The 22,870-nt window shown below is 62.1% G+C and carries 24 protein-coding genes and 1 pseudogene; 14 read left to right on the top strand and 11 right to left on the bottom strand.

Annotation, left to right across the window (positions count from 1 at the left end):
- Positions 1-140: 140 nt before the first annotated feature.
- The 4 genes from G6N73_RS25710 to G6N73_RS25695 form a co-directional block, all read right to left on the bottom strand.
- The gene (locus G6N73_RS25710) at positions 141-2,174 is read right to left on the bottom strand and encodes an ABC transporter permease (protein ID WP_165032815.1); all 2,034 of its coding nucleotides are present in this window, start codon (positions 2,172-2,174) and stop codon (positions 141-143) included.
- Between the two features lie 3 nt (positions 2,175-2,177).
- Complete coding sequence (locus G6N73_RS25705; protein WP_165032814.1) at positions 2,178-3,194, bottom strand: quaternary amine ABC transporter ATP-binding protein; 1,017 nt, start codon at positions 3,192-3,194, stop codon at positions 2,178-2,180.
- Positions 3,195-3,238: 44 nt separating this feature from the next.
- Positions 3,239-4,204, bottom strand: a complete 966-nt coding sequence (locus tag G6N73_RS25700; RefSeq protein ID WP_425484140.1) for an ABC transporter substrate-binding protein — start codon at positions 4,202-4,204, stop codon at positions 3,239-3,241.
- Between the two features lie 76 nt (positions 4,205-4,280).
- A complete protein-coding gene (locus tag G6N73_RS25695; protein WP_165032813.1) occupies positions 4,281-4,484 on the bottom strand; it encodes a hypothetical protein in 204 nt (67 codons plus the stop codon).
- A gap of 374 nt (positions 4,485-4,858) precedes the next feature.
- Here G6N73_RS25695 and G6N73_RS25690 point away from each other — a divergent pair, with 374 nt between their 5' ends.
- From G6N73_RS25690 to G6N73_RS25680, 3 genes are all read left to right on the top strand, one after another.
- Positions 4,859-6,178: a DUF2130 domain-containing protein gene (locus G6N73_RS25690; protein WP_206079076.1), complete on the top strand. Its 1,320-nt coding sequence runs from the start codon at positions 4,859-4,861 to the stop codon at positions 6,176-6,178.
- 417 nt (positions 6,179-6,595) lie between these two features.
- On the top strand, positions 6,596-6,982 hold the full coding sequence (locus G6N73_RS25685) for a DUF2384 domain-containing protein (protein ID WP_165032812.1): 387 nt from the start codon (positions 6,596-6,598) through the stop codon (positions 6,980-6,982).
- Positions 6,979-7,503: an RES domain-containing protein gene (locus G6N73_RS25680; RefSeq protein WP_165032811.1), complete on the top strand. Its 525-nt coding sequence runs from the start codon at positions 6,979-6,981 to the stop codon at positions 7,501-7,503. The genes G6N73_RS25685 and G6N73_RS25680 overlap by 4 nt, the downstream gene beginning before the upstream one ends.
- Before the next feature lie 96 nt (positions 7,504-7,599).
- Here the strand turns inward: G6N73_RS25680 and G6N73_RS38050 are convergent, their stop codons facing one another.
- The 7 genes and pseudogenes from G6N73_RS38050 to G6N73_RS25650 all read right to left on the bottom strand — a co-directional run bounded on the left by G6N73_RS38050 (position 7,600) and on the right by G6N73_RS25650 (position 13,220).
- Entirely contained in the window at positions 7,600-7,803 is a 204-nt protein-coding gene (locus G6N73_RS38050; RefSeq protein ID WP_281352979.1) for a helix-turn-helix domain-containing protein, read from the bottom strand.
- Positions 7,801-8,304 (bottom strand): annotated as a pseudogene (locus G6N73_RS25675) (DUF1612 domain-containing protein); the annotation flags it as partial. The gene G6N73_RS38050 and the pseudogene G6N73_RS25675, both read right to left, overlap by 3 nt.
- 190 nt (positions 8,305-8,494) lie before the next feature.
- Positions 8,495-8,665 (bottom strand): hypothetical protein, encoded by a 171-nt coding sequence (locus G6N73_RS37200; RefSeq protein ID WP_246252572.1) that lies wholly within the window; start codon positions 8,663-8,665, stop codon positions 8,495-8,497.
- Positions 8,666-8,932: 267 nt separating this feature from the next.
- On the bottom strand, positions 8,933-9,319 hold the full coding sequence (locus tag G6N73_RS25665) for a hypothetical protein (RefSeq protein WP_165032810.1): 387 nt from the start codon (positions 9,317-9,319) through the stop codon (positions 8,933-8,935).
- Between the two features lie 331 nt (positions 9,320-9,650).
- A complete protein-coding gene (gene groL, locus G6N73_RS25660) occupies positions 9,651-11,294 on the bottom strand; it encodes a chaperonin GroEL (RefSeq protein ID WP_165032809.1) in 1,644 nt (547 codons plus the stop codon).
- 56 nt (positions 11,295-11,350) lie between these two features.
- Complete coding sequence (gene hemA / locus G6N73_RS25655; protein ID WP_165032808.1) at positions 11,351-12,619, bottom strand: 5-aminolevulinate synthase; 1,269 nt, start codon at positions 12,617-12,619, stop codon at positions 11,351-11,353.
- Positions 12,620-12,722: 103 nt separating this feature from the next.
- A complete protein-coding gene (locus G6N73_RS25650) occupies positions 12,723-13,220 on the bottom strand; it encodes an SCO family protein (protein WP_343044739.1) in 498 nt (165 codons plus the stop codon).
- A 314-nt stretch (positions 13,221-13,534) separates the two neighbouring features.
- On the opposite strand from G6N73_RS25650, the gene G6N73_RS25645 reads away from it, so the two are divergent.
- From G6N73_RS25645 to G6N73_RS25605, 11 genes are all read left to right on the top strand, one after another.
- Positions 13,535-14,251: a carboxypeptidase regulatory-like domain-containing protein gene (locus tag G6N73_RS25645; RefSeq protein ID WP_165032807.1), complete on the top strand. Its 717-nt coding sequence runs from the start codon at positions 13,535-13,537 to the stop codon at positions 14,249-14,251.
- A gap of 90 nt (positions 14,252-14,341) precedes the next feature.
- Positions 14,342-15,478, top strand: coding sequence for a metallophosphoesterase family protein (locus G6N73_RS25640; RefSeq protein WP_165032806.1), 1,137 nt, complete (start codon positions 14,342-14,344; stop codon positions 15,476-15,478).
- Between the two features lie 14 nt (positions 15,479-15,492).
- Complete coding sequence (locus tag G6N73_RS25635; RefSeq protein WP_165032805.1) at positions 15,493-15,957, top strand: c-type cytochrome; 465 nt, start codon at positions 15,493-15,495, stop codon at positions 15,955-15,957.
- A gap of 158 nt (positions 15,958-16,115) precedes the next feature.
- Positions 16,116-17,558, top strand: coding sequence for a cbb3-type cytochrome c oxidase subunit I (locus G6N73_RS25630; RefSeq protein ID WP_165032804.1), 1,443 nt, complete (start codon positions 16,116-16,118; stop codon positions 17,556-17,558).
- Positions 17,555-19,240, top strand: a complete 1,686-nt coding sequence (locus G6N73_RS25625) for a cbb3-type cytochrome c oxidase subunit II (protein ID WP_165032803.1) — start codon at positions 17,555-17,557, stop codon at positions 19,238-19,240. Before G6N73_RS25630 ends, G6N73_RS25625 begins: the two co-directional genes overlap by 4 nt.
- A gap of 3 nt (positions 19,241-19,243) precedes the next feature.
- Positions 19,244-19,432: a hypothetical protein gene (locus tag G6N73_RS25620; protein WP_165032801.1), complete on the top strand. Its 189-nt coding sequence runs from the start codon at positions 19,244-19,246 to the stop codon at positions 19,430-19,432.
- Positions 19,392-19,610 carry a hypothetical protein gene (locus tag G6N73_RS25615; RefSeq protein WP_165032777.1) on the top strand — a complete coding sequence of 73 codons (219 nt, stop codon included), beginning with the start codon at positions 19,392-19,394 and terminating at the stop codon, positions 19,608-19,610. The genes G6N73_RS25620 and G6N73_RS25615 overlap by 41 nt, the downstream gene beginning before the upstream one ends.
- 27 nt (positions 19,611-19,637) lie before the next feature.
- Positions 19,638-19,766, top strand: a complete 129-nt coding sequence (locus tag G6N73_RS38045) for a hypothetical protein (protein ID WP_281352978.1) — start codon at positions 19,638-19,640, stop codon at positions 19,764-19,766.
- A gap of 11 nt (positions 19,767-19,777) precedes the next feature.
- Entirely contained in the window at positions 19,778-19,900 is a 123-nt protein-coding gene (locus tag G6N73_RS38040; protein WP_281352977.1) for a hypothetical protein, read from the top strand.
- 58 nt (positions 19,901-19,958) lie between these two features.
- A complete protein-coding gene (locus G6N73_RS25610) occupies positions 19,959-20,687 on the top strand; it encodes an urease accessory protein UreH domain-containing protein (protein WP_165032799.1) in 729 nt (242 codons plus the stop codon).
- A complete protein-coding gene (locus G6N73_RS25605) occupies positions 20,684-22,870 on the top strand; it encodes a heavy metal translocating P-type ATPase (RefSeq protein WP_246252570.1) in 2,187 nt (728 codons plus the stop codon). The genes G6N73_RS25610 and G6N73_RS25605 overlap by 4 nt, the downstream gene beginning before the upstream one ends.

Here is a 22,870-nt window from a genome sequence, read left to right as displayed (position 1 = left end):
TAACCCTCGATCTCATAAGCGACCGCCTGCAGCGCGTGCGGAAATCCGTCTCCGGTTTTCCCACGCTCGTCTCGCTGGTCCTCGCCCTTGAACACCAGGGTCTCCGAATGGTCCAACAACGGTTTGCATCTCGAGGGGCATCACACCAGCCCCATCCTGCGTTTCGTCCGCATCGCCCCCGCCGAGATCAGCCGATCGGCGATGATGGCAATGAACGCGACCGCAAGCCCCGCAACGATGCCGCGTCCGGTGTCCGCCTTGGTTAGCGCGATATAGACCTCCTGTCCCAGGTCGCGCGTGCCGACCAGCGCGGTGATGACCAGCATGGAGAGCGCGAACATGATCGTCTGGTTGATACCAAGCAGGATCTCGGGCAAGGCCAGCTTGAGCTTGATCTTCGTCAGCAGCTGCCAGCGAGTGCAGCCCATTGCGCGACCGGCCTCGATAAGGCCAGCGTCCACCTTCTGCAGCCCCAGCGCCGTGTAGCGGACCGCCGGAACGAGCGAATAGGCGACCACCGCAATCATGGCCGTGAAATCGCCGACCCGGAACAGCATGACGGCCGGCATCAGGTAGACGAATGACGGCAGCGTCTGCAGCGTGTCTATGATGACCTGCACCCATCGCCACAGCTGATCCCGCTCGGCAGCCGTGATGCCGATCGGGATGCCGATCATGGCGGCCGCGACTGCGGAGACGCCGCAGAGATAGACGGTGATCATCGCCTTCTCCCACTGCCCCGTGGCGGCGATCAGGGCGGACAGTATCCCGGCCAGCGTCGCGAGCCGCCATCCGCCGAGGCGCCACCCTAAAAAGGCGAGGAGGCCGACCACACCCAGCCATGGGAGCTCGCCGAGGAAACGCTTGAAGGGAATGAGCACGTTGAGAAGCACGGCGTTCTTCAGAGCCTCGAGCGTGTCGAAGAAGTTGACGTTGATCCACTTGACGCCCTCTTCCCAGAACGTGCCGGTCGAGATCTCCAGGGCTGGCGGATAGGCCTGTACGGCGGGGACGGCAAAGCCCACAAGCCCCGTCGCCAGTATGAGAACCAGAGCGGCCAGGGTGTAGGGATGACGGGTCGCCAGACCCCTTTGCTCTGAGGCGGGGCTGCGCTGGCTAAGCTTCCGTGCAAAACCCTGGCTGAGCCGATCGAGCGCGACAGCCAGCGCCACGATCGCCAGCCCTGCCTCGAGCCCTGCGCCGATCTGCAGGCGGCGGAGCGCAGCGAGGACATCGAAGCCGAGGCCGCCGGCGCCGATCATCGAGGCGATGATGACCATGTTGAGCGACAGCATGATCACCTGGTTGACGCCCACCATCAGGCTTTCTCGCGCGGAAGGCACCAGCACCCGCCACGTCATCTGCCGGCGTGTGCAGCCGATCATGCGACCGAGGTCGATGATCTCCTGGGCGACACCGCGGAGCGAGAGCGTGGTGATGCGCACCATAGGCGGCATGGCATAGATCAGAGTGGCGATCACCGCGGCGGTCGGCCCGAAGCCGAACAGCACAAGGATAGGAACCAGGTAGGCGAAGACCGGAATGGTCTGCATCAGATCCAGCAGCGGCGTGATGGCTCCCTCGAAGCGCGGCCACCGATAGGCGGCGATCCCGATGAGCAGGCCTCCCATGACGCCTATTGGCACGGCGACCATGATCGAGGCGAGCGTCACCATGGCACTGTCCCATTGCCCGAAGACCGCGAGCAACAGGAAGCATCCGCCGGCCAGCAGCGCCAGCCTCACACCTCCAGCATAAAGCCCGAGAAGCGATACGACGCCTACAACGGCGATCCAGGACAGCGGCGGGAGCACCTGCGTTGCGCTCGACCCCTGTCCGGACAGCAGGCCGCTCGACAGCAGGCTGCGGGCCGTTGTGTACGGCGCATCCACAAGCGCGGCGAGGAAGCGGGTCAGTTCGGTGAAGGTGAACAGACCGAAGCTCGCTTCGTTGACGAGCCACTTCATGAAGGCGCTGACCCAGCGCGCGGCTGGCACCATCAACGTCTTGGGATAGTCCTGCGCCCAGGGCGCATAGGGATCAGCCGTCTGCCAGACGATCCCGAAGGCAAAAAGCGCGACCGCCCATGCCACCAGCGTTCCCCTGCCTGTCGCGAGGCCCATCCGGGGGAGGCGGGAGGATGCCGCGCCGATCGTCGGGGCCGGAGAGGCCATGCCTCAGCCTCGCATCATCATGTCGACCACATCCGAACGGTGCAGCGCGCCCGCTGTTCTGCCTGCGTCATCCAGGACGCGCAGGACATCGGCCCCCTCGGCGAACAGTGGCGCGGCCTCGGCGACTGTGGCCCTCGCATTGATGGCGCTGCCGTTCAGCCCGGCACCCGCCGGTTTCATGAGCGAAGCGACCTTGACGACCTTCGCCTTCGATACGTTCCGTGTGAACGCGGCGACGTAGTCCGTCGCGGGGCTGAGCACCAGTTCGTCCGGAGTGCCCGACTGGACGACGGCACCGTCCTTCATGATGGCGATACGGTCGGCCAGCCGGATCGCTTCGTCGAAATCGTGAGTGATGAAGACGATCGTCTTCTTGAGCACGGATTGCAGGCGGATGAACTCGTCCTGCATCTCGCGACGGATCAGGGGGTCCAGCGCCGAGAACGGCTCGTCTAGGAACCAAAGCTCCGGCTCCACCGCGAGCGAGCGCGCGATCCCTACCCGCTGCTGCTGGCCGCCCGAGAGCTGGCGGGGGAAGAAGTCCTCCTTGCCCGAAAGTCCGACGAGTTCGATCATCTGACGTGCGCGCGCTTCGCGTCGGGCACGGTCGATGCCTTGGACCTCCAGCGGGAACGCGACATTCGCCAGCACCGTCATGTGAGGCAGGAGCGCGAAGTTCTGGAAGACCATGCCCATCTGGTGGCGGCGGATCTCGATCATGCGCGCTTCGCTCGCCGCCAGCAGGTTCTCCCCATTGAAAAGGATTTCGCCTGAGGTGGGCTCAATCAGGCGTGAAAGACAGCGGATCAGCGTCGACTTGCCGGATCCAGACAGACCCATTATGACGAATATCTCGCCGGCACGGACGTCGAGATTGACGTCCCGCACGGCGCCGAGGAGGCCCGCCGCGGACAGCTCTTCGACGTTCGGCGCGGGATGCGAGGCCATGAACTCCTGCGCTCCCGAGCCGAATAACTTCCAGACGTTCCGGCAAATGAGTTTCGACTGCGGCAAACTCATTCCTGTCTCAGAGCAGCGATCGCGTGAGAGGTTGATCAAGAGATCTATTTCTTGATCCACTCCGACCAGCGCGCCTCGTTCTCGGCCATCCAGGCTTGCACGACCTCGCTGACCGACTTGCCCTCCAGATCGACCTGAGTGATCATTTTACCCATCTCATCATTGTCGATGGTGAAGGCCTTGAGCGCCTTGTAGGCACCTGGCCACTTGTCCTTGACGCCGGCCCAGCCGACTTTCCAGATCTCGCCAAAAGGCTTGCCGCAGTCGTAGAGCGCGTCGGGATTGCTGCCCCAGCTGGGGTCCGTATAGCATTCCTTCGTGAATTCGGGGAATTCGATCCACTCGCCCTCGTACTTCGCCGGCGCCCAATGCGGTGCGTAGACCCAGAGCAGGATCGGCGCCTGCCGCTGGTAGGCGCTCTCGAGTTCCGCAAAGAGCGCAGCATCCGTGCCAGCGTGGATAACCTCAAATGGCAGGTTCAGCGCCTCGACACGTTCATCGTCGAAGCCACCCCAGGTGACCGGACCACCCAGATAGCGTCCCTTCGGAGCGGTTTCGGGCGTGGAGAACGCCTCTGCGCAGGTCTCGTCCTTCAGAGCCTCCCAGTTCGGCAAGCCTGGGCACTTCTCCTTCATGTAAGCCGGATACCACCACTCTTCCTTGGCCTTCATGCCGGTGGGCCCGAACACTTCCGTCTTGCCGGTGGCGGTGGAAGCATCCATGGCGTCGCGGCCGGTTGTCTCCCACATCTCCATGGCAACGTGCAGGTCCCCGGTTTCCAGACCCGCAAATTGCGCGAGATAGTCGGCTTGAACGTATTCGACGCTGTAGCCTGCCTTCTTCAGGACTTCCCCCATCAACTCTGTGGTGATCAGCTGGCCCGTCCAGTCGTGCAGCGTCAGTTTGATGGGATCGCTGGACTCCTGCGCGAGGGCAGGGGCGACATAGATACCGGTTGAGAATAATAGCGCCGCCGTGGCGTAGCGTAGACCGGGCATGGGTGAACGCATCTGAAGCCTCCTGCTGCTCGCGCGAGTGATCCCGCCGGTTCTGTCGTCCGGCTGTTCTTTGTTCCCGCCATCACTCTCACGCTGCGGCAACAGGCTTGTCAACGATCAGCTGTGGCTCTTTATGCGTTTCTGACAGCATCAGATCGCAGTTGGCGGAATAACAGGAAACCTGCCCGAGAAAGCGGGCAAATGGACCAGGCTCGCACTGATCGACGCTCGGCCGCAGTCGGGCAATGTGTGGCCGCACGCCAGCCAGCCCGAACCAGCCGATCTTCTTCATGTAGCAGTGGATGCAGCAAGGGCCATTCATGCTTCATTCCGATCGAAGCACGCGGACCTCCTACGAGACGACGTTGGGCGACGCTCCCCCAGAGCACCTTCGGAGCGGTCGCTAGGGCATAAAGCTGCCGTTCGTGATCCAGCGTGCGAATGTCGCCAAGGGGTCAAAGGGGTGAATTTGACGAGACCACGATTTCAATCAGCGTCGATAGAGATTTCAGGTTTTGAACGGCACAAAGAAGTGTGAGAGGCGCCTCCCCGGGCTTTCCGGCGGGGATAACCCCATCGGTTCACCATTTGTTCTTTTTCGAATGTGCCTGGCGAGATATAGTCTGGTGTGTCCTTAAACTGATTCCTCAGGGAGACAGCGCGCAGATGACCGTTCAGCCCACTAAAGCCATGCTGCAGGGTGACAGGATTTTCAATGAGCCGACAATCAGCTGCCCAAGCTGCAAGACGGAAATCAAGCTCAATGAGTCACTCGCGGCCCCATTGATTGCCGCCACGCGCGAAGAATACGAAATGCGGCTGGCGCAGAGCAACGCATCGATGGCTGCCAGAGAAGAGGAGCTTAAGCGCCAGCGGGCTGAGATAGCCGCCGCCAAAGAGGACATCGGCAACCAGGTGGCCGAGAAAATTAAACTTGAGCGTGACGCAATCGCGATCGAGGAGGCCCGCAAGGCAAAACTGCTGCTGTCGGTAGACCTGGAGGACAAGGATAAGAAGCTCGCCGAGCTGGAGGCGACGTTGAAGGCGCGCGACGAAAAGCTCACCGAGGCCCAGCAGCAACAGGCGGAATTCCTGAAAAAGCAGCGTGCGCTTGACGATGAAAAGCGCGAGATGGCGCTGACCATCGAAAGGAAGATCCAGGAGGGGCTGGACGCCGTTCGCCTCAAGGCGAGGTCCGAAGCCGAAGATGGGCTCAAAATGAAGGTTGCGGAAAAAGAAGAACAGATCGCCGGCATGCAGCGTCAGATTGAGGAGTTGAAGCGCCGTGCGGAACAGGGTTCCCAGCAGCTGCAGGGCGAGGTTCTGGAGCTCGAACTGGAGTCCCTCATTGCCAGCCGGTTCCCAATGGACATCATTGAACCGGTAGCAAAGGGCGAGTTCGGTGGAGATGTCCTGCACCGCGTTGTGGGACCGGCCGGCCAGCAATGCGGCGCCATTTTGTGGGAATCTAAACGCACCAAAAACTGGAGCCAGGGTTGGCTGGGGAAGCTCAGGGCGGACCAGCGGGCGGCGAAAGCGGATATCGCGCTGATGATCTCGGAGGCGCTGCCTCCCGGTGTGGAAACCTTCGATCTGTTGGACGGGGTCTATGTCGCCCATACCAAATGCGCGCTTCCGATCGCCATCATGCTCCGGCAATCCCTCATCGAGCTGGCCAACTCCCGCCTCGCTCAGGACGGCCAAGCTACCAAAATGGAGCAGGTCTATGGCTATCTGACCGGTCCCAGGTTCCGCCATCGCGTCGAAGCGATCGTCGAAAAGTTCTCTGATATGCAGGAGGACCTGGCCAAGGAACGCAAGGCCACAACACGCCTGTGGGCCAAGCGGGAGGCCCAGATCCAAGGCGTGATCGAGTCGACCGTCGGGATGTACGGCGACTTGCAAGGCATCGCTGGAACGGTGATGCAAGAAATTGAGGGCTTAGAGGTCCTGGCCATTGAAGCATCTCCGCCCGATGCCGAATAGGCAATCGGTATGCAGCTCAACATGAAAACGATTGGCAATCTGGAGCGGCTTCCGCAGATGTAACGCTCGGACCCCTTCGGATGGTCCTAGCAAAAGAAGCCCGCCGCACCTGAGGCAAACGTCGGCCGACCGCTGTGGCCGGTCAGAACCGCGCGCTCAGATGCACGGTGTAGACAAGCGCCGAACATTGACCCCAGCTAGGAGAGCTCTAACCCGTTGCTAGCTCGCCCGAAAATACGTTTGCGAGCTGGTCATCGTCGGCGCCGAGCGTGACCCCTCCCCTCAGGCCAAAGCGCAAGAAATCAACTACTTCACTCCATCCTAGGCCGGGGTCAACTTTCGGTGCTGGATCATAGCGTGCACTTGATATGCGTTTTTATGTGCATATATTGTGCAGGATCGATATTGAGGTTTGCCATGACCCAGGCCCAGCTGACCCACAACGCAATGGTTTCCGGCTTTCTTGATAGCCTTCAGGAGCCGCGCACGCCTTATATCTCGCCAAGGCGCCTGTCGAAGGCTCTTGGTGTGAAGGTGGCCAATCTGGCGCAGCTGACAGGTGTTCACCGCAACACTCTCCGCAATCCTTCGTCGGAGCGCCTGCAGGGCAGGATGCGGGAGATGGTGAAGGTGATCTCGGCTGCAACGGAACTCACCGGCGACGTCGACAAGGCGATCTACTGGTATCGGAACGAGCCGATCGTCGACTATGGCCATCGCACAGCAGCCGAGCTCGTCGCAGAAGGTCATGCCGAGGCGGTTCTGGCTTTCATCCGGGATCTCGAGAATGGCGCGCGCGGGTGAAGATCACCCGTATCGGTCCGGACGAAATCTTCCATCGCTATCTGACACCCAAATGGGCTTTCCTGCCCACCAGTGGAGCAGGCGCGGCGATCGATGGTGGCCGCTTCAACCGGCCGGGTGTCGAAGCGCTCTACCTGTCGCGTGCGCCTCAGACGGCACTCGAAGAATACAGACAGGGTGCCAGCATCACCCCGCCGGCAACGCTTGCCGCCTACAAGATCAGGCTTGCCGAAGTCGCCGACCTTTCGCAAGGGTTCGATCCAAACGCCTGGGACGGCGCCTGGAAGGAATGGGATTGTGCTTGGCGTCGGATTGCCCGCATCGACAGGAAGGTACCGCCATCGTGGAAGCTCGCGGACCTGGTCATCATGGCTGGCCTCGCCGGTATCCTGTTTCCATCGCTGCGTCATGCCGGCGGCACCAATCTGGTGATCTTTCCAGCCAATCTTGTCGAAGGCGATGGGGTCGAGGTCCATGATCCCAATCATCGGCTGCCGCGTGATCAGTCGTCGTGGCCTTAAACCCACAAGGAGCCTCCAAGTCGAGCATATCGACGATGTATCGAGGCTGGACAGGAGTCTTTGGGGTTCGCCGGGACATCGATCAGAATCTCGGTCTTAAATCACTCCCCACGCTCGAAACCTTCCCCTGCCCGTCATCTCGCGCAGCCTGAGCTCACCGACGAGATTGAGCGCCCCCTGCTTCGAGACTTTCAGCGCCGCCTGGATCATGCCGGTGGAGACCAGGGGGCGCGCGAGCACCAGCTCGACCAGGTCGGGTAGTTTCGAGCTGGCGCGGCGGTCGCGCAACCGCCGCGCCATCTGGTTCTTCGCCAGCACCAGGCGGTCATGCTCCTTCAGCCCCGCTAGCGCCGCCCCGTGGATCGCGTCGAGAAATGCCAGCAGCCGATCGCCGCGATTGCGCGCCCGCCTCCGCTCGCGTGGAATGTTTTTTTGACCGAGATGCAGGCAGGCGAGATGATGCGCGGCAACACCGTCCTGCCGCAGCAACGCGGCCATGAGAAGCGGCCCAAGCCAGGCGGCGTGCTGCAACACCTCGATCTCGGTCTAGGCTTCGAGCAGGATCGCGGCGCGCAGGACCACCGGCAGTTCCCGCGTCTCGGCGAGCACAGCCTGCCATTCGGCCAGCCGTTCTTCTTCATTCCAGTCGAGATCGTAGACCAGGTCCGGCCGGTCACGCAGCGACGTTTCCTCTTTTCGAGCAGGCGCCTCGGCGCCGCTCAAAATCTTCGACGACCGCGCCAGCACGGCGTCGATCTCGGCGAATTCTTGGGCCAGCGGATCGAGCTCCTGCGCCTCCATTGCCCCATCAGTTTCCGTCTCGGGGACAAAAACGCCCTGCCCTTCCCGGCCAGCACCACGGGTAACTTCCGGGGTTGCCGGCGGAACCGCATAAACCGCTTCATGTCCTCACGCTCGCAGGTCGCGCCGAAAAAGAACCTCAGCGCGACGATGCGGGCGTTGAAGGTATGCGGAGTGATGCAAGCGTTGGTCATGTGAAGCTGGTAGGCGCGCAGGTCGTCCGGCGTGGCGGTGTCGGGGCGGAAGCCGCGAAATCCTTGATGGCCCGGATATGGGCTTGCCGGGCTTTGTCGCCCATTGCGCGGATGCGCGTGTCTTTGATCATGCGCTCGCGCAGCGGGGTGGTCCTCTCCACCGTCATGGGAGCCTCCTGTCTGATGATGAGAAGATCCCAACCGTCAGGCAGGACCGCCGTCCTTAAATGCACGGCGTTCAGATTAACTGCAGGACGCTCGTCACGGGCGCCATTTGCCGCGCGAGCGGCTTCGTCCTCGGGTCCGACTCCAGCCGTAGCGCGAACGTCGTTTTCGAGAAGCGGCGGGAATGTCGGCAATTGTGTAGGCCGCCCGCTAATCGATGTGGCCGGCGCCCCGCCCCATGCTTGCCAGGGCTTGGCAGTAACCCGATTTCACACTGTTTGAAGCAGACCCATCGCCCGCAACTGATAAGCGTTCGGACAGTAATGCTCCCAGCTTACAGCTTTGCCGGCTGCCTCGTAGACAAGATCACGCTCGCACCTCACCTTGTCTTGGCAGTAATCACAAACGCGGGCCAGCGCGCGAAACTCGGTTGGCATTAAAGCCTCAACTTGGGTAAGATCGAGCTGAAGCGCTTCCAACCGCATGAGCAAAAGATCGGGGCGCTCGCGGCTTACTCTCGGCCAGATGTTGGTCTCGCCTCCTAGCGCAGTAGCTTGGTGTGCTGCCTTCGCCGGCTTGGCGGGCGAAACAGAAGTTTGCAGCCGCCAACCAAGAACTGCTTCGAACGTGGACCACCAATTGCCACGATGCGTCATGGCGTTTCCTCCTTGCGCGAAGCCCTTCAACTCCTAGTTTAAGTCTAGCATCGCTCTCTGAACTCGCATTGATCTGGCGCAACTCCCTGCCGCTTTGGAGTCGATCTCATCGGCCGTCTCAATTCCGCGCTGACGACCAGTGTCGGCGAAGACCATGATGGCATCGACGGCAAAAGCGTGAATGACCACATTGGAGTAGCACTGCGAGTGTCGCCTCATGGCGCGCCATGAGCCGACCTTGGATACCGTGATCATCGACGACTTGTCTCACCTCGATAGCGGATGAGATCATTGCTGATGGTCGCGAGCCCAGATTGCGGCCGCAAAGCGATCAGAAATCCATATCCATATCGTGATGATGATGATCGTGACCGGGAAGCTCCGGCGGCGGCGGGCCAGGCATTTCGGCGACCATGGCCTCCGTCATGATGAGGAGGCCCGCCACCGAGGCCGCGCCCTGGAGCGCCGTTCGCACCACCTTGGCCGGGTCGATGATACCCTTCGACACCAGATCCCCGTACACGCCCGATTGGGCATCGTAGCCATAGGCGTTGTCGTCGTTTTCGAGGATCCCGGCGATGACGACCGAGCCTTCCAGGCCGGCATTGATCGCGATCTGCCGAGCCGGCCAGGTGATCGCCTTCCTGACGATCGCGATGCCGACCTGCTGGTCCTCGTTGCCGCCCTTGAGCTTCTTGAGCGCACTGCCGGCGCGCAGCAAGGCGACCCCGCCGCCCGGGAGAATGCCCTCCGCGACCGCGGCTCTTGTCGCGTTCATCGCGTCATCGATGCGATCCTTCTTTTCCCTGACCTCGACTTCGGTGGCACCGCCGACCCGGATCACAGCGACGCCGCCGGCGAGCCTCGCCAGCCGTTCCTGGAGCTTCTCGCGGTCGTAATCGGAGGTGGTTTCCGCAAGCTGGATCTTGATCTCGGCGATGCGGGCCTCGATGCTTGCCCGCTTGCCGGCGCCGCCGACGATCGTGGTGTCTCCTTTGTTGATCATCACCTTCTTGGTGCGCCCGAGCGTCTCGAGGGAAACATTCTCGAGCTTGAGGCCCAAATCATCCGAGATCACCGTTCCGCCGGTCATCAGCGCGAGATCCTGCAGCATCGCCTTGCGGCGGTCTCCGTAGGCCGGCGCCTTCACAGCTGCAACCTTGAGAGCGCCGCGCAACTTGTTGACCACCAGCGCCGCAATCACCTCGCCTTCGACATCCTCGGCGATGATGAGCAGCGGCTTGGCGGCCCGCACCACCTTCTCCAGCAGCGGCAGTATTTCGTTCAGGCTGGACAGTTTCTTCTCGCTGATGAGGACATAGGCATCCTGCATCTCGACCCGCATCTTTGCGCGGTTGGTGATGAAACGGGGCGAGATATAGCCGCGGTCGAACTGCATACCCTCAACGAATTCGAGTTCGGTTTCGAGCGACGTCCCGTCCTCGACGGAGATCACGCCGTCATTGCCGACCCTCTTCATGGCGTCGGCGAGGCAGCGGCCGATCTCCCTGTCGCCGTTGGCCGAGATGGCGCCGACTTGCGCAATCTCGACGTTCGAGGTGACCTTCGCGGCGTTGTTCTTGAGTTCCGCGACGACGGCTTCGACCGCGAGATCGATGCCCCGCTTCAGGTCCATGGGATTCATGCCGGCGGCCACCGCCTTGGCGCCCTCCCGGGCGATCGCATGCGCGAGCACGACCGCGGTAGTCGTGCCGTCGCCGGCCTGATAGGAGGTTTTTGTTGCGATCTCACGCAACATCTGGGCGCCCATGTTCTCGAACTTGTTGTCGAGTTCGATTTCCCTGGCGACGGTCACGCCGTCCTTGGTCACCCGCGGCGCACCGTGGTCGCTGCCGATCGCGACATTGCGCCCCCGAGGGCCAAGCGTGACCCTCACCGCATTCGCCAGGGTGTCAATGCCGCGAAGCATTCTGTCGCGAGCCTCGAACGAAAACATAATTTCCTTGGCAGCCATTTCTTTGATCCTTGAGGTTCATTCTTCGAGGAACCGTATGAGGCGACGACACGGCTTCATTCGGCCGCGTAAGCGGGTTTGTCCCGTGGCAGCCCAAGCCGATCCCAGACATCGACCAGTGCCGCAGCGAGGCGATCGATCATGATGTCGTCATGGCAGGGTATCGGCGCAATGCGCAGCCGCTCGGTTCCCTTCGCGACGGTCGGATAATTGATAGGCTGGATATAAATGCTGTGCTCGCTCAGCAGAAGGTCGCTCGCCGCCTTGCAATGTACCGGATCGCCGACTGCCACCGGAACGATGTGGGTGTCGCTCAGCATGACCGGCAACGCCGCTGCGCCCAGCGCCGCCTTGACCCGCCGCGCGCGGTCCTGCTGGCGCTGGCGCTCCCACTGCGAGGTTTTCAGATGTCGGATCGCCGCCGTGGCCGCGGCGCAGATCGCCGGTGGCAACGCGGTGGTGAAGATGAAACCCGGGGCATAGGAACGGACCGCGTCGATCAGCACAGCACTTCCCGTGATATAGCCGCCGAGGCAGCCGAAGGCCTTGGCGAGCGTGCCTTCAATCACGTCGATCCGGTTCATGGCGCCGTCGCGTGCGGCGATGCCGGCACCGCGAGGGCCGTACATGCCCACCGCATGGACCTCGTCGAGATAGGTCATCGCGCCATAGCGATCGGCGATATCGCAGATCTGATTGATCGGGGCGACGTCGCCGCCCATCGAATAGAGACTTTCGAAGACGATGAGCTTCGGCCGAACCGGGCCCGCCGTCTTCAACAATTCCTCGAGATGATCGACGTCGTTGTGGCGGAAGATGCATTTCTCCGTGCCGGACTGGCGGATGCCCTCGATCATCGAATTGTGGTTGAGGGCATCGGACAGGATCAGACAATCGGGGACCAGCTTGGCGATGGTCGAGATGCCGGTCTGGTTCGAGACATAGCCGGACGTGAAGACCAGCGCCGCCTCCTTGCCGTGGAGATCGGCAAGCTCACCCTCGAGCTCGACCAGCGGATGGTTGGTGCCGGCGATGTTGCGCGTTCCCCCGGCCCCCGTTCCCAGGCGGGTCGCCGTTTCGACCATGGCTCCGACGACCTTTGGGTGCTGTCCCATCCCGAGATAGTCGTTGGAGCACCAGATGACGACTTCCTTCGGTCCTTGCGGGGAATGCCACACAGCGTGGGGAAAGCGGCCAGCGATCCGCTCAAGGTCTGCGAACACCCGGTAGCGCCGCTCGTCCTGCAGCCGCGCGATGGCGTCGGCGAAGAAACCGTCATAACTCGTAACGCCAGCCTTTCGGGACTCCCACCGACTATCGGTCATGCTCCCCCGATTTCTGGTCGCCGCGAGTCTAGATCGCGCCATCACAACGACCTTTGCTGCACCTCGAAATTTGTCCTATCCGCAACCCCATCTAAGGCCTCTTTCACTCACGAGATTGCTCCATGATTTTGCGCAGCGTGTCGGCAATGCGACCAGTTGGCGTGTCGAAGTCCAAGCCTCGCACGAATTTGCCCTGAGGATCCATAATATAGATGTAAGTACTATGGTCGACGACGTAGTCTTCGGCGCCCGCTCCAGTTTTGTAGCGTGCGCTGTAGGCGCCATATTCCCGGGCAACCGCGGCGATCTGTTGCGGACTGCCGGTGAGTCCCACGATCCTTGGATCGATCGCCCCGGTGTATTTGCCCATCACTTCAGGCGTGTCGCGTTCAGGATCGACGGTGATAAAGATCGGTTGCAGTTTTGCGGCGTCGGGGCCGAGTTCCTCAATCGCCACGGCGATTTCGGACAGTGTCGCCGGACAGATGTCGGGACATGACGTGTAGCCGAAGAAAACCAGCAGCCATTTGCCGCGATAAGTCTCATCGGTGACCGTCGTTCCGTCCGGCGCCGTGAGCGTGAACGGGCCGCCGATCGTCACCGGCGCCGTGCCGGCATGCGCGGGCGGTTGGCAGATCGACAGGGCCGATGCGAATATGATGGAGAAGAGGGTGCGGGGACCGTGAGCCCAGGGGCGAAGGAGTCCATGCCGTCGCTTCATCAAGTACCTCCGGTACCTCGAGAAAGACGCTTCAAGTTCCCGAGCACAACGTTTGAGTCTTAAGCAACCCTCGGTAGCAATCTCGCCTGGCAGCATCGATCTTATCTTGTTTTGTTGCTGACTGACTAGACATGATAACTGGTTTGGTTCTAAACTTATTTGCAGGTGGCCCCTCATGAAGGGAGGTGGCTTCGATGAAGATTCTTGAGTTGATCAGCGGGCTAGCGGCGATCGCTTTCGTTGCGACGATGTCGGTGCCTGCCCATGCTTACGAAGAAGGTCCGGTCACCGGAGGCGGAACGATCGAGGGTACGATCGTCTACCGCGGTGACGTGCCGACAACAAAGATCATCCCCACCAAGGATGTCGAGGTGTGCGGCGCCCCGCGCGAAGAGCCGCTGATCGAGGTCGGCGGCGATCAGGCCGTGCTGAACGCGGCGGTATATCTGGTCGAGGTGGCGAAGGGAAAGGCTTGGGCGCCGGTCGAAAAGCCGCCCGTGCTCGACAATGTCAAATGCCGCTTTGAGCCTGCGGTTCAGGTGATACCGGCCGGTTCTCTGGAGGTCGTCAACAGCGACCCAATGCTCCACAACACCCACGGCTATTATGGCAAGCGCACCACCTTCAACCTGGCGCTGCCCAATCAGGGACAGCGCATACCCGTCGAATTGAACCGTACCGGCACTGTCCGCATCGACTGCGATGCGCATGGCTGGATGGAAGGCTGGGTCTATGTGGTGGACAATCCCTACTACGCGATCACCGGTGCCGATGGCAAATTCAGTCTCCCCGATGTACCGCCCGGCGACTACACGCTCGTCGCGATCCACCCCTTCACCGGGCCCATCGAGCAGCCCGTAACAGTTGCGGAGAATCAGCCTACCAGCCTGACGATTGAACTGAAAAAATAAGAAAATGGGCGGCCCACTGACCCAACAGGGTCGCGTTCCTATGAGAAGACCGGCGCCTTAAGAAACGGTCTGTATTGAGGAGGAACCCCGATGTCTGACGAGCTTGACCGCATTCGACGCGAAATGCATGCGGTGCTGCAGCAGCCTGGAGTACGCCCCGACGATTCGCTCCAAATCACCCGTCGCACCTTCATTCACAGATCGCTGCTGTTCGGCGCCGCTTCCGTCGGCCAAACCTTCGCGTGGTGGCCGCTGCTCAACACCCTTGACGTCGCTCACGCTGCCGAAGCGCCCTTCAAGTTTGCCTGGATTTCGGACACCCACCTCTACGAGAGATCCCTCAACACCCGCTTCGTCGACAAGGTGGTGCGCGCCGTGCAGGAGGTCCAGGCCATGGATCCGCCGGCCGACTTCCTGATCTTCGGCGGCGACCTGGCCCAGCTCGGAAAGATCGAGGAACTCGAGCTTGGCGTCGAGCTCCTCAAGGATTTGACGATCGAGAAGTACTACATCCCGGGCGAGCACGACTGGTATCTGGATATGGGCAAGAAGTGGGGCGAGTTGTTCGGCCAGCCCAACTGGACCTTCGATCACAAGGGCGTGCGCTTCATCGGGCTCGATACGGTCAGCCGGGGACCGGACTACTGGACAGTGAAGAAGATGACGCCAGAGGAGCGCATGGGCCATATGGCGACCCTCGACGGCACGGTTGCAGGCGCGTGGGCTGGGGTCGGCCGCGACCAGCTCGACTGGATGCAGAGCATTCTCGCCGAGTGGGACAACACCAGCCCGGTGATCATCTTCAGCCACAATCCCCTCTACGAATACTACCCGCCCTGGAACTTCTGGGTGCGCGACTGGCGCGAAGTGAATGAGGTTCTAAAGCCTTTTACCAAGGTCACCAACATCCATGGTCACGTCCACCAGGTGCTCTACAACGAGATCGGAACCATGCGCTCGATCGGCATGCTTGCGACCTCGTGGCCGTGGCCCTATGCCCCGGAAGGTGTGCCCAAGCTGACCAAGCTGATGATCCGGGCCGACCCCGGCGATCACTTCGATGGGGTCGGCTGGGAAACCGTGAACGTGAACGCCGACGACAAGGTCGACGTCGAGTACATCATGTGGGGCCGCAAGGAGGTCTTTGTTCAATCGGACCCGGATTCCTCGTTGAGTCAGCCTGAGAAGCTGCGGCCGCGCATGGCCGACAATATGTGGCCATACTAAAGGGAGGAATGGCTATGACAATCAGAGCGACATTTCGCGGCGTGTTGTGCCGTCCGTCCTTCGTCGTAGCCATTGCGGCGACCGCCGTCCTCGTCGGCCCGACCAGCGCCCACAAGGAACCGCACACACCGGAGCAGTTGAAACTATACGAAGACATACTCACGGAGGAGGTCAGGAAGGGCGACCTCCTGTTCCATGGCGATGCGGCGATCGCCAAACAGATGAACGTCGTCCTCTCCACCACGGGAATGGCCTGCGCAATGTGCCATCCCATGGCCTCCGACACCCACCCGCAGTCCTACCCGAAGTTCCAGGTAGAAACGAGCAAATTCGCGACGCTCCGCGACATGATCAACTGGTGCATCGAGAAGCCCAACCAGGGCGAAAAGATCGAGTCCGATTCGGAGGCGATGAAGGCCTTGGAAGCGTACATCCACTGGTCGAACGCCGGCTCGGTGTTGGTCCCCGGCAAGCATTAGTTCTTTTTGGCTTGGCGCGGGCTGCGGAGAGGACGACTTGCGCGGGAAGATATCACAAACCGGCAACCGGCATCGGGTGGTGCTCGGTGCCGGTAAAGTTTGGAGTTGAGTCTTAAAGAGTCGCGCGGCTCAAGCGCGTGTGATGGGAGGGGCACGCTGTGGCGGAAACGGCGGTAATATTGCGTGGCGGATTTGCCGGCATCGACCTGGATGAACTGGTCGACTGGCCGGTCGTGCGAACCTGGCTCTACTGGGGCATGTTCTGGCTCTTGGTCGCACCTTCGGTCGGCGTGGCGCTGTCGGGCCTCTTCAATTATCCCGATTATCTCGGCACCAGCTTGGGGTTGACCTTCGGCAGGTTGCGGCCGGTCCACGTCAACGGCGTCATCTTTGGCGCCTTTTCCTCCCTCTTCATCGGCCAATGCTACTACCTGGTGCCCCGCCTTTGCGGTGTGCGGGTGCCATGGCCGCAATGGGGCGCACCGCTGGCCTGGTTGTGGAATATCTCCGTGGCGGCGGCGCTCATCGCGTTGCCGTTCGGTGAAAACCACGGCCTCGAAGCGGGCGAGTTCCCGCTGTTCGCCAAAATCCCGATCCTCCTGGTCGTGGCGGTGGCGACCGCACAATTCCTGATCGCCATCTCCCGGCGCCTCGAGCCGCCGCTCTATGTCGCAATCTGGTATCTGATCGGTGCTTTCGTGTGGACGACGATGAATCTCGTTCTCGGTATCATCCTGCCCTACACAATCTCGGGCATCAACAGCGCGGCCTTCCATGGCCTCTACCTCCATTACATCGTCGGACTGTGGATCACGCCGGCGGGCTACGTGCTGATCTACTATTTCCTGCCGATCAGCGTGCGCAATCCGATCTATGGCCACAAGCTCTCGCTCGTCGGCTTCTGGTCTCTCGCCCTGTTCTACCCCTTCGTCGGCATTCATCATTATCTCTACAGCCCGATCGCCGACTGGGCCGAGACGCTGGCGATCATCACTTCCATGCTGCTGATCATTCCGGTGTGGACGGTGCTGGTGAACTTCTTCGGCACCGTGAAGGGTCGCTGGGACGCCTTCGGGAAAAACCTCCCGGCGAAGTTTCTGATCACGGGCTCGCTGATGTATCTGGTGGGGTGTTTCCAGGGCTCGACGGAGGCCTTGCGCTCGATCCAGCAGCCGACCCATTTCACCGATTTCGTCATCTCGCACTCGCACCTCACCGTGTTCGGGACGTTCGTGGTCTGGGCGATGGGCGGCCTGATCTATGTCTGGCCACGGGCCTGCGGGCGCGAGCTTTGGTCGTTCACCATGGGCAATTGGGCGTTCTGGCTGATCACCGTCGGTATCTCCACCATGGGCCTGGTGCTGACCGCGGGCGGTCTGCAGCAGGGCTTCCAGTGGATGGCCGGCACCGAGTGGCTCGACACGGTGCTCGCGATGCGGCCCTATTGGCTGGTGCGGACCGTTGCTGGCATCAGCATGGATATCGGGATGACGCTTCTCGTCATCAATCTGATGATGACGGCGCTGACCCGGCCCGCCGAAGCGGCGGAAGGTCCGGCACTCGGTGCGGCCCCGGTTCCGGCTGGCGGGGCGGCCCGATGAGCGCGCGGTTTGTTACCCTGGTGGCAGGCATCTTCTTCTTTTTCGCCGCCCTCATCACCCAGGGCTTCCTGCCGTTTTTCGAACCTTCGTCGCGAACTCCCCGGGTGACCGCCGTGGTCCGCACCGATCTCGGCCAGCTCAAATGGATCCATACGGAGGCCACCGATTACACGCCGCTGCAACAACTTGGCCGCGATGTCTATCTGCGCGAAGGTTGCTGGTATTGCCATTCCCAATACGTGCGTCCGGTGACCGGCGAGACGCGCCGCTGGGGTCCGGTGACCGAGTCGGGCGAATTCGCCTACGACGTGCCGCATCTGTTCGGCACGCGGCGCATCGGACCCGATCTGATGCGGGTCGGACTTAAGTTCAGCGACGAGTGGCATCTCGCCCATTTCTGGAATCCGCGCATGCTCTCCCCCGATTCGACCATGGCGCCTTACCGCGAACTCTTCGAGACGCCCGAACAGCCGGTCGCAATCGTTGATGACGGAGCCGGTAATCGTACGCTGGAAAGAACGCAGGTCACCGAAGGGCTGTTCGACTTCGCAAGCCAGCAACAGATTAGGCTTACGCCGAATGCCGACGGGCTGCTGTTCGTGCCGATGCTGGCGCGCGGCAAGGTTCCAGTCATCCTGACGCCGAACGAGGAATACACAGGCAGCACGGTGAAGATCGCCGCCGAGACGCAAGACCTGGAAGGTCTCGTCGCTTATGTCCAGAAGCTCGGCATGAACCGCGGCAAGTGGCGCGACCTGTTCGAGCCGCAGCAGCTCGAAGTCATGGACGCGACGATGCCGCGATCGGAGGAATGGATCGCCCATGGCAAGGAGGTCTATGAGCGGCGGTGCCTCGGCTGCCACGGGGTCAACGGCGACGGCAATGGGCCTGCGGCGACCTTCATGTTCAATCAGCGCCCGCGAAGCTTCGCGGCGGCTGTGTTCAAGTTCCGGCTGACCAAGGAGCCGCTGCCGACCGACGGCGACCTCTTGCGCACGATCACGCGCGGGGTACGCGGCACGGCGATGCCGGCCTGGTACGACCTGCCGCTCAACGATCGCCTCGCGGTCATCCAGTACATCAAGTATGTGCTGGCGGTGGACCGCTCCGATCCGGAGCAGCCTTATGCGTTCTTCATAGAGGAGCCGCCCGGGCCCCCTCTCTACATCGGAAAGCCGCCTGCTGCTTCTCAGCCAATCGTCGATCGCGGCAAGGAAGTGTGGCAAGTTGCGAAATGCTGGGAGTGCCATGGCATGACCGGAAAGGGCGATGGCGAGAAAGCCGCTGGGCTGAAGGATGATCTCGGTTTTGGCGTTGTGCCGGCAGACCTCACCAGCGGCCAGTTCAAGTCAGGGGCAGCGGTGGAAGACATTTTCCGGACAATGACGACCGGGATGAGCGGCACGCCCATGCCCTCCTACCGAGACTCGTTGCCCGAGGAGGACCGCTGGGCGCTCTCCTATTACGTTCTCGCACTTTCCGCCTACAAAGACCCACTTACATTGCAGCCGCTGACGATCAGCGACACGGATCGCGCGGCGCTTAATGATCTGACGCTGGAAGCCGATTCCCCGGCAAAGGCCTATATTCCGGGCGCTGACCCGGCAGCGGAGGCCTCCGAACCCGGCGAAGGTAATGGCAGGTCGGTGACCGGCAAACAAGATACCGCCCAAGGAGGCTGAGTTATGCTCGGATTTGAGATCACTGGACCTTATGCAGGCGCCATGCTGATGAGCCTTGGTGCGCTTTGCGTTTTCGTTTGGGGAGTGCTCTCGGGCGCCCTCGGCGGCACCGACGACGCGGCCACCAGATATTACGAAAGGGAAGTGGAAAATGACAACGCCAAGCACATCGCCAAGCACACCGGAGAGTGACGGCTCGGATCAAGGTTCGGATCACGAGCACGAACTGGAGGAGTATGCCGGCGGCACCATCCAGGCGCGGCACGGATATCTCCCGGTGTGGCTGCTGGTTGTCTACGCAGTGCTTTTCCTTTGGTCGCTGTATTACATGGTGGTCTATTGGGGTGGGCTGGGACCGGGCCGGATCTGACAAGGGACCTGGTCCGCACGCAGGCGAATGGATGACGGGCAGGAGAAGGAACAAGGCATGCTGGCAGCCAAGATCGTTTTGGGAGTCGCGGTGTTGAATATGATCCTGCTGATTTCCGCGCTCGCAATGAATGTGCTCCTTGTTTATTTCGGTTGACCGAGGCAATCATGCTGGAAAACACCGTATTCTCGCTGGCCGATGCAAGCGGGCTCCAAATTCTTGCTTTCGTCGGCTTTGCGATGGCCACCGTCGCCTTCTTCGTCTGGGTCGCTTACCTCGTGCGCCACTAGCGGCGCTCGGAGTGAACCGCCTAGGAAATGAGCGGCGGGTGGACAGGACAATCTGCCGGTGACCTATTACCTGGTGATCTTCGCAGCAGGCTTGGCGGGCAGCTTTCACTGCATCGGCATGTGCGGTGGTTTTGCCTGTGGGCTGGGACGCGATCCGCGCGGCGGAGGCGCAACCGTTGCGCGCCACCTGCTCTATAATGCCGGCCGGTTGACAACCTACTGCTTCCTCGGGGCGCTCGCGGGCGCGCTTGGTCAAGTCATCTGCGCCACGCAAGGTTCGATAGCGCCGCCGCTCTTGGACGGCTCCCTCGACATCGCCCAGCAAATTCTCGCGATTGTCGCTGGCCTGCTCATGATTGCCATGGCGTTGCAGTTCTTCGGCTTGCTGCAGGTCTTTCATCGCCTAGCGATCGGATTCGGCGGCAGCACGTTTTCCATGTCTCTGCGCAGTCTGTTGACCGCCCGGAGCAGCGCAGCGCCGCTCGCCTTTGGCGTGTTCAACGGCTTCCTGCCATGTCCCCTGGTCTATGCCTTCGCCGCCCAGGCGGCGAGCACAGCCGGGGCGCTTCCCGGCTTTCTCGTCATGGCGTCGTTCGGACTGGGAACCTTTCCCGCAATGTTGATGATGGGCGGCGTCGGCCAGGTTCTCGGGCCAGCCTGGCGGCGGCGCGGCGTCAGGCTGGCCGGCGGCTTTATTCTTTTGCTCGGTCTCATCACGCTTAGCCGTGGTCTCCTGCCTTCCGACGCGCATATCGGCCATGCCTTGCTCAGCGGACATCCCGTATGACCGCGCATGGCGATATCCTGTGTAGCCATTGTTCTCTACCCGTCGGCCTGCGCCCGATGGAGCGCAGGCTCAACGGTGAGGTTTGCGCGTTCTGCTGCTACGGCTGTTGCATCGCCTTTCAGGTGAAGAGCGGCAGGCCCGAAGAGTGGGAGGCCGCCTGGCTTCTGATCCAGCTCGGCGTGGGCGGCTTTCTTTCCATGAATATCATGATGTTCAGCCTCCTCCTTTATTCGGGCGCGTTCACCGGCGTCGATGCGGGCGTGCTGCCGTGGATTCACCTTTTGCTCTGGATCTTCGCGACGCCGGCGGTGGTGATTCTCGGCGGACCCTATGTGCGCGAAATGTGGCTCAATGGCATTCAGGGACGCGTGACATCGCCCGCGCTCATCGTGCTTGGCGTCGCTGCCGCCTACCTTTATTCGGCGTTTGCCGTGTTCGAGGGCAGCACGCATGTCTATTTCGACACCGCCGTGATGGTGCTGATGCTGTTCACCGTTGGCCGCTATCTCGAGGCCGTTGGCCGCGCCAGGGCGGCGCGCGACCTCGAACCACTGCTCGCCGCCGAAAGCGAGAACGCAACCGTGGTCGATGGCGCGGCAGAGATCCGCCGTCCGGTGCGGGACGTGACGGCCGGCACGCTGGTGCGGGTCCGGCCAGGCGAGCGCATTCCGGTCGACGGCGTGGTTGTCGAGGGGGAATCGAACGCCGATGAAGCCGTGATCACCGGGGAAAGCCGGCAAGTGGCAAAGGGCGCCGGCACTACGGTGATTGCCGGCAGTATCAATATTGACGGCCCGCTCCTGATCCAGAGCAGCGGTGACGGAACCGCAACCCGCTGGGCACAGATTTGCCGGTCGGTGCGCGAAGCGCTCAGCCGGCGCAGCCCGACCCAGCGCCTTGCCGATCGCGTCGTTGGCGTGTCCGTGCCGCTCGTCCTCGCCCTCGGCGGGCTGACGGTCGTTTACTGGGCGCAGTCGTTGCCGTTCGATCGGGCGTTGCTGATTGGCCTGTCGGTACTGGTGGTTGCCTGTCCTTGCGCCGTCGGCCTCGCCGCTCCAATGGCGACCTCGCTCGGCATCGGCCGGCTGGCGCGACACGGCTGCCTCGTCCGCGACCCCGGTGTGCTCGAGACCCTCGCGCATGTGCGGTTGCTCGCCTTCGACAAGACCGGCACTCTGACGGCGGGAAAGGCGCGTCTCGTCGGCGTCGACCGCGACGGGGTCGGCATCGACGAAGTACTGGCGCGCGCCGCCGGTCTGGAGCGCCATTCCGAGCATGGCCTGGCGCGGGCCATCGCGGCAGCCGCCGCTCAGCGCGGCACCGCGCCGCTCGCCACCCGCGATGTCCGGATGGTTCCCGGCCGTGGCATCCGTGGCAGCGCAAATGGCGTGCCCATGGCGGCGGGGAACGGCAGATTGATGAATGATCTGGGCTGGCCGCTTCCCCCGGCGCTGGCCGAACGTGCGCGGTCGCGGGAGGCGAGCGGTCATTCGGTGGTCTATGTCGGTTGGGGCGAGCGGGTTCACGCGGTGCTGTCGCTCGATGATTCGCCGCTTCCCGAGGCGCAGGCGGCGATCGCAGCACTGCGTGAGCGCGGGCTCGACGCCACGCTGTTGACCGGCGACCTGGCGCCGGCGGCGGAGCGGATCGCGGCCACGGTCGGGATCAAGGCCGTGCAAGCGGGCCTATCGCCGGAGGCCAAACGGCTGGCCCTCGATCGGCTCCGCTCTGATCACGATTCGGTGGCGATGGTCGGCGATGGACTGAATGACGGGCCGGTCCTGGCCGCCGCAGATGTCGGTATCGCCGTCGGCTCGGCCACCGATCTCGCCCGCGAGACTGCTGCCCTCGTGCTGCCAGCAGACGGATTGTGGATGCTGCCCTGGGTCGTCGACGTGGCCCGCACAGTCCGCAGGACCATCTTGACCAACCTTATATGGGCGTTCGGCTACAATCTCGTCGCCCTCACCTTCGCGGCCCTCGGACTGTTGCAGCCGATCCTTGCGGCTGCTGTCATGGCCGGCTCGAGCATCCTCGTGGTGGTGAATTCGCTGCGGCTGGAGCAGCTGCCCGATCCTGTTCCATCGCTGGTCCCGGAGCAACGATCCGGCGCCGAGGCGGAGCATACCCGCCATGGTGTCGGCGTTTCCGCAATGGCTGGCCCGGCCATCGAGCGGAGTTGA

This window comes from Allomesorhizobium camelthorni, from assembly GCF_011045125.1.
In the GTDB taxonomy this organism is placed as follows: Bacteria; Pseudomonadota; Alphaproteobacteria; order Rhizobiales; family Rhizobiaceae; genus Allomesorhizobium; species Allomesorhizobium camelthorni.
The sequence above is the reverse complement of the archived record's forward strand: the minus strand, read 5'-3'. Positions and strand labels throughout refer to the sequence as shown.

Excerpts from the sequence above, each read along its gene's own strand:
- hemA (WP_165032808.1), bottom strand. The coding sequence starts at position 12,619 with ATGACCGATAGTCGGTGGGAGTCCCGAAAGGCTGGCGTTACGAGTTAT.
- G6N73_RS37200 (WP_246252572.1), bottom strand. The coding sequence starts at position 8,665 with ATGACGGTGGAGAGGACCACCCCGCTGCGCGAGCGCATGATCAAAGAC.
- G6N73_RS25620 (WP_165032801.1), top strand. The coding sequence starts at position 19,244 with ATGCTCGGATTTGAGATCACTGGACCTTATGCAGGCGCCATGCTGATG.
- G6N73_RS25710 (WP_165032815.1), bottom strand. The coding sequence starts at position 2,174 with ATGGCCTCTCCGGCCCCGACGATCGGCGCGGCATCCTCCCGCCTCCCC.
- groL (WP_165032809.1), bottom strand. The coding sequence starts at position 11,294 with ATGGCTGCCAAGGAAATTATGTTTTCGTTCGAGGCTCGCGACAGAATG.
- G6N73_RS38045 (WP_281352978.1), top strand. The coding sequence starts at position 19,638 with ATGGATGACGGGCAGGAGAAGGAACAAGGCATGCTGGCAGCCAAGATC.
- G6N73_RS25605 (WP_246252570.1), top strand. The coding sequence starts at position 20,684 with ATGACCGCGCATGGCGATATCCTGTGTAGCCATTGTTCTCTACCCGTC.
- G6N73_RS25690 (WP_206079076.1), top strand. The coding sequence starts at position 4,859 with ATGACCGTTCAGCCCACTAAAGCCATGCTGCAGGGTGACAGGATTTTC.
- G6N73_RS25615 (WP_165032777.1), top strand. The coding sequence starts at position 19,392 with ATGACAACGCCAAGCACATCGCCAAGCACACCGGAGAGTGACGGCTCG.
- G6N73_RS25665 (WP_165032810.1), bottom strand. The coding sequence starts at position 9,319 with ATGACGCATCGTGGCAATTGGTGGTCCACGTTCGAAGCAGTTCTTGGT.
- G6N73_RS25625 (WP_165032803.1), top strand. The coding sequence starts at position 17,555 with ATGAGCGCGCGGTTTGTTACCCTGGTGGCAGGCATCTTCTTCTTTTTC.
- G6N73_RS25635 (WP_165032805.1), top strand. The coding sequence starts at position 15,493 with ATGACAATCAGAGCGACATTTCGCGGCGTGTTGTGCCGTCCGTCCTTC.
- G6N73_RS25645 (WP_165032807.1), top strand. The coding sequence starts at position 13,535 with ATGAAGATTCTTGAGTTGATCAGCGGGCTAGCGGCGATCGCTTTCGTT.
- G6N73_RS25685 (WP_165032812.1), top strand. The coding sequence starts at position 6,596 with ATGACCCAGGCCCAGCTGACCCACAACGCAATGGTTTCCGGCTTTCTT.
- G6N73_RS25700 (WP_425484140.1), bottom strand. The coding sequence starts at position 4,204 with ATGCGTTCACCCATGCCCGGTCTACGCTACGCCACGGCGGCGCTATTA.
- G6N73_RS25695 (WP_165032813.1), bottom strand. The coding sequence starts at position 4,484 with ATGAAGAAGATCGGCTGGTTCGGGCTGGCTGGCGTGCGGCCACACATT.
- G6N73_RS25705 (WP_165032814.1), bottom strand. The coding sequence starts at position 3,194 with ATGAGTTTGCCGCAGTCGAAACTCATTTGCCGGAACGTCTGGAAGTTA.
- G6N73_RS25640 (WP_165032806.1), top strand. The coding sequence starts at position 14,342 with ATGTCTGACGAGCTTGACCGCATTCGACGCGAAATGCATGCGGTGCTG.
- G6N73_RS38050 (WP_281352979.1), bottom strand. The coding sequence starts at position 7,803 with ATGGCGCGGCGGTTGCGCGACCGCCGCGCCAGCTCGAAACTACCCGAC.
- G6N73_RS38040 (WP_281352977.1), top strand. The coding sequence starts at position 19,778 with ATGCTGGAAAACACCGTATTCTCGCTGGCCGATGCAAGCGGGCTCCAA.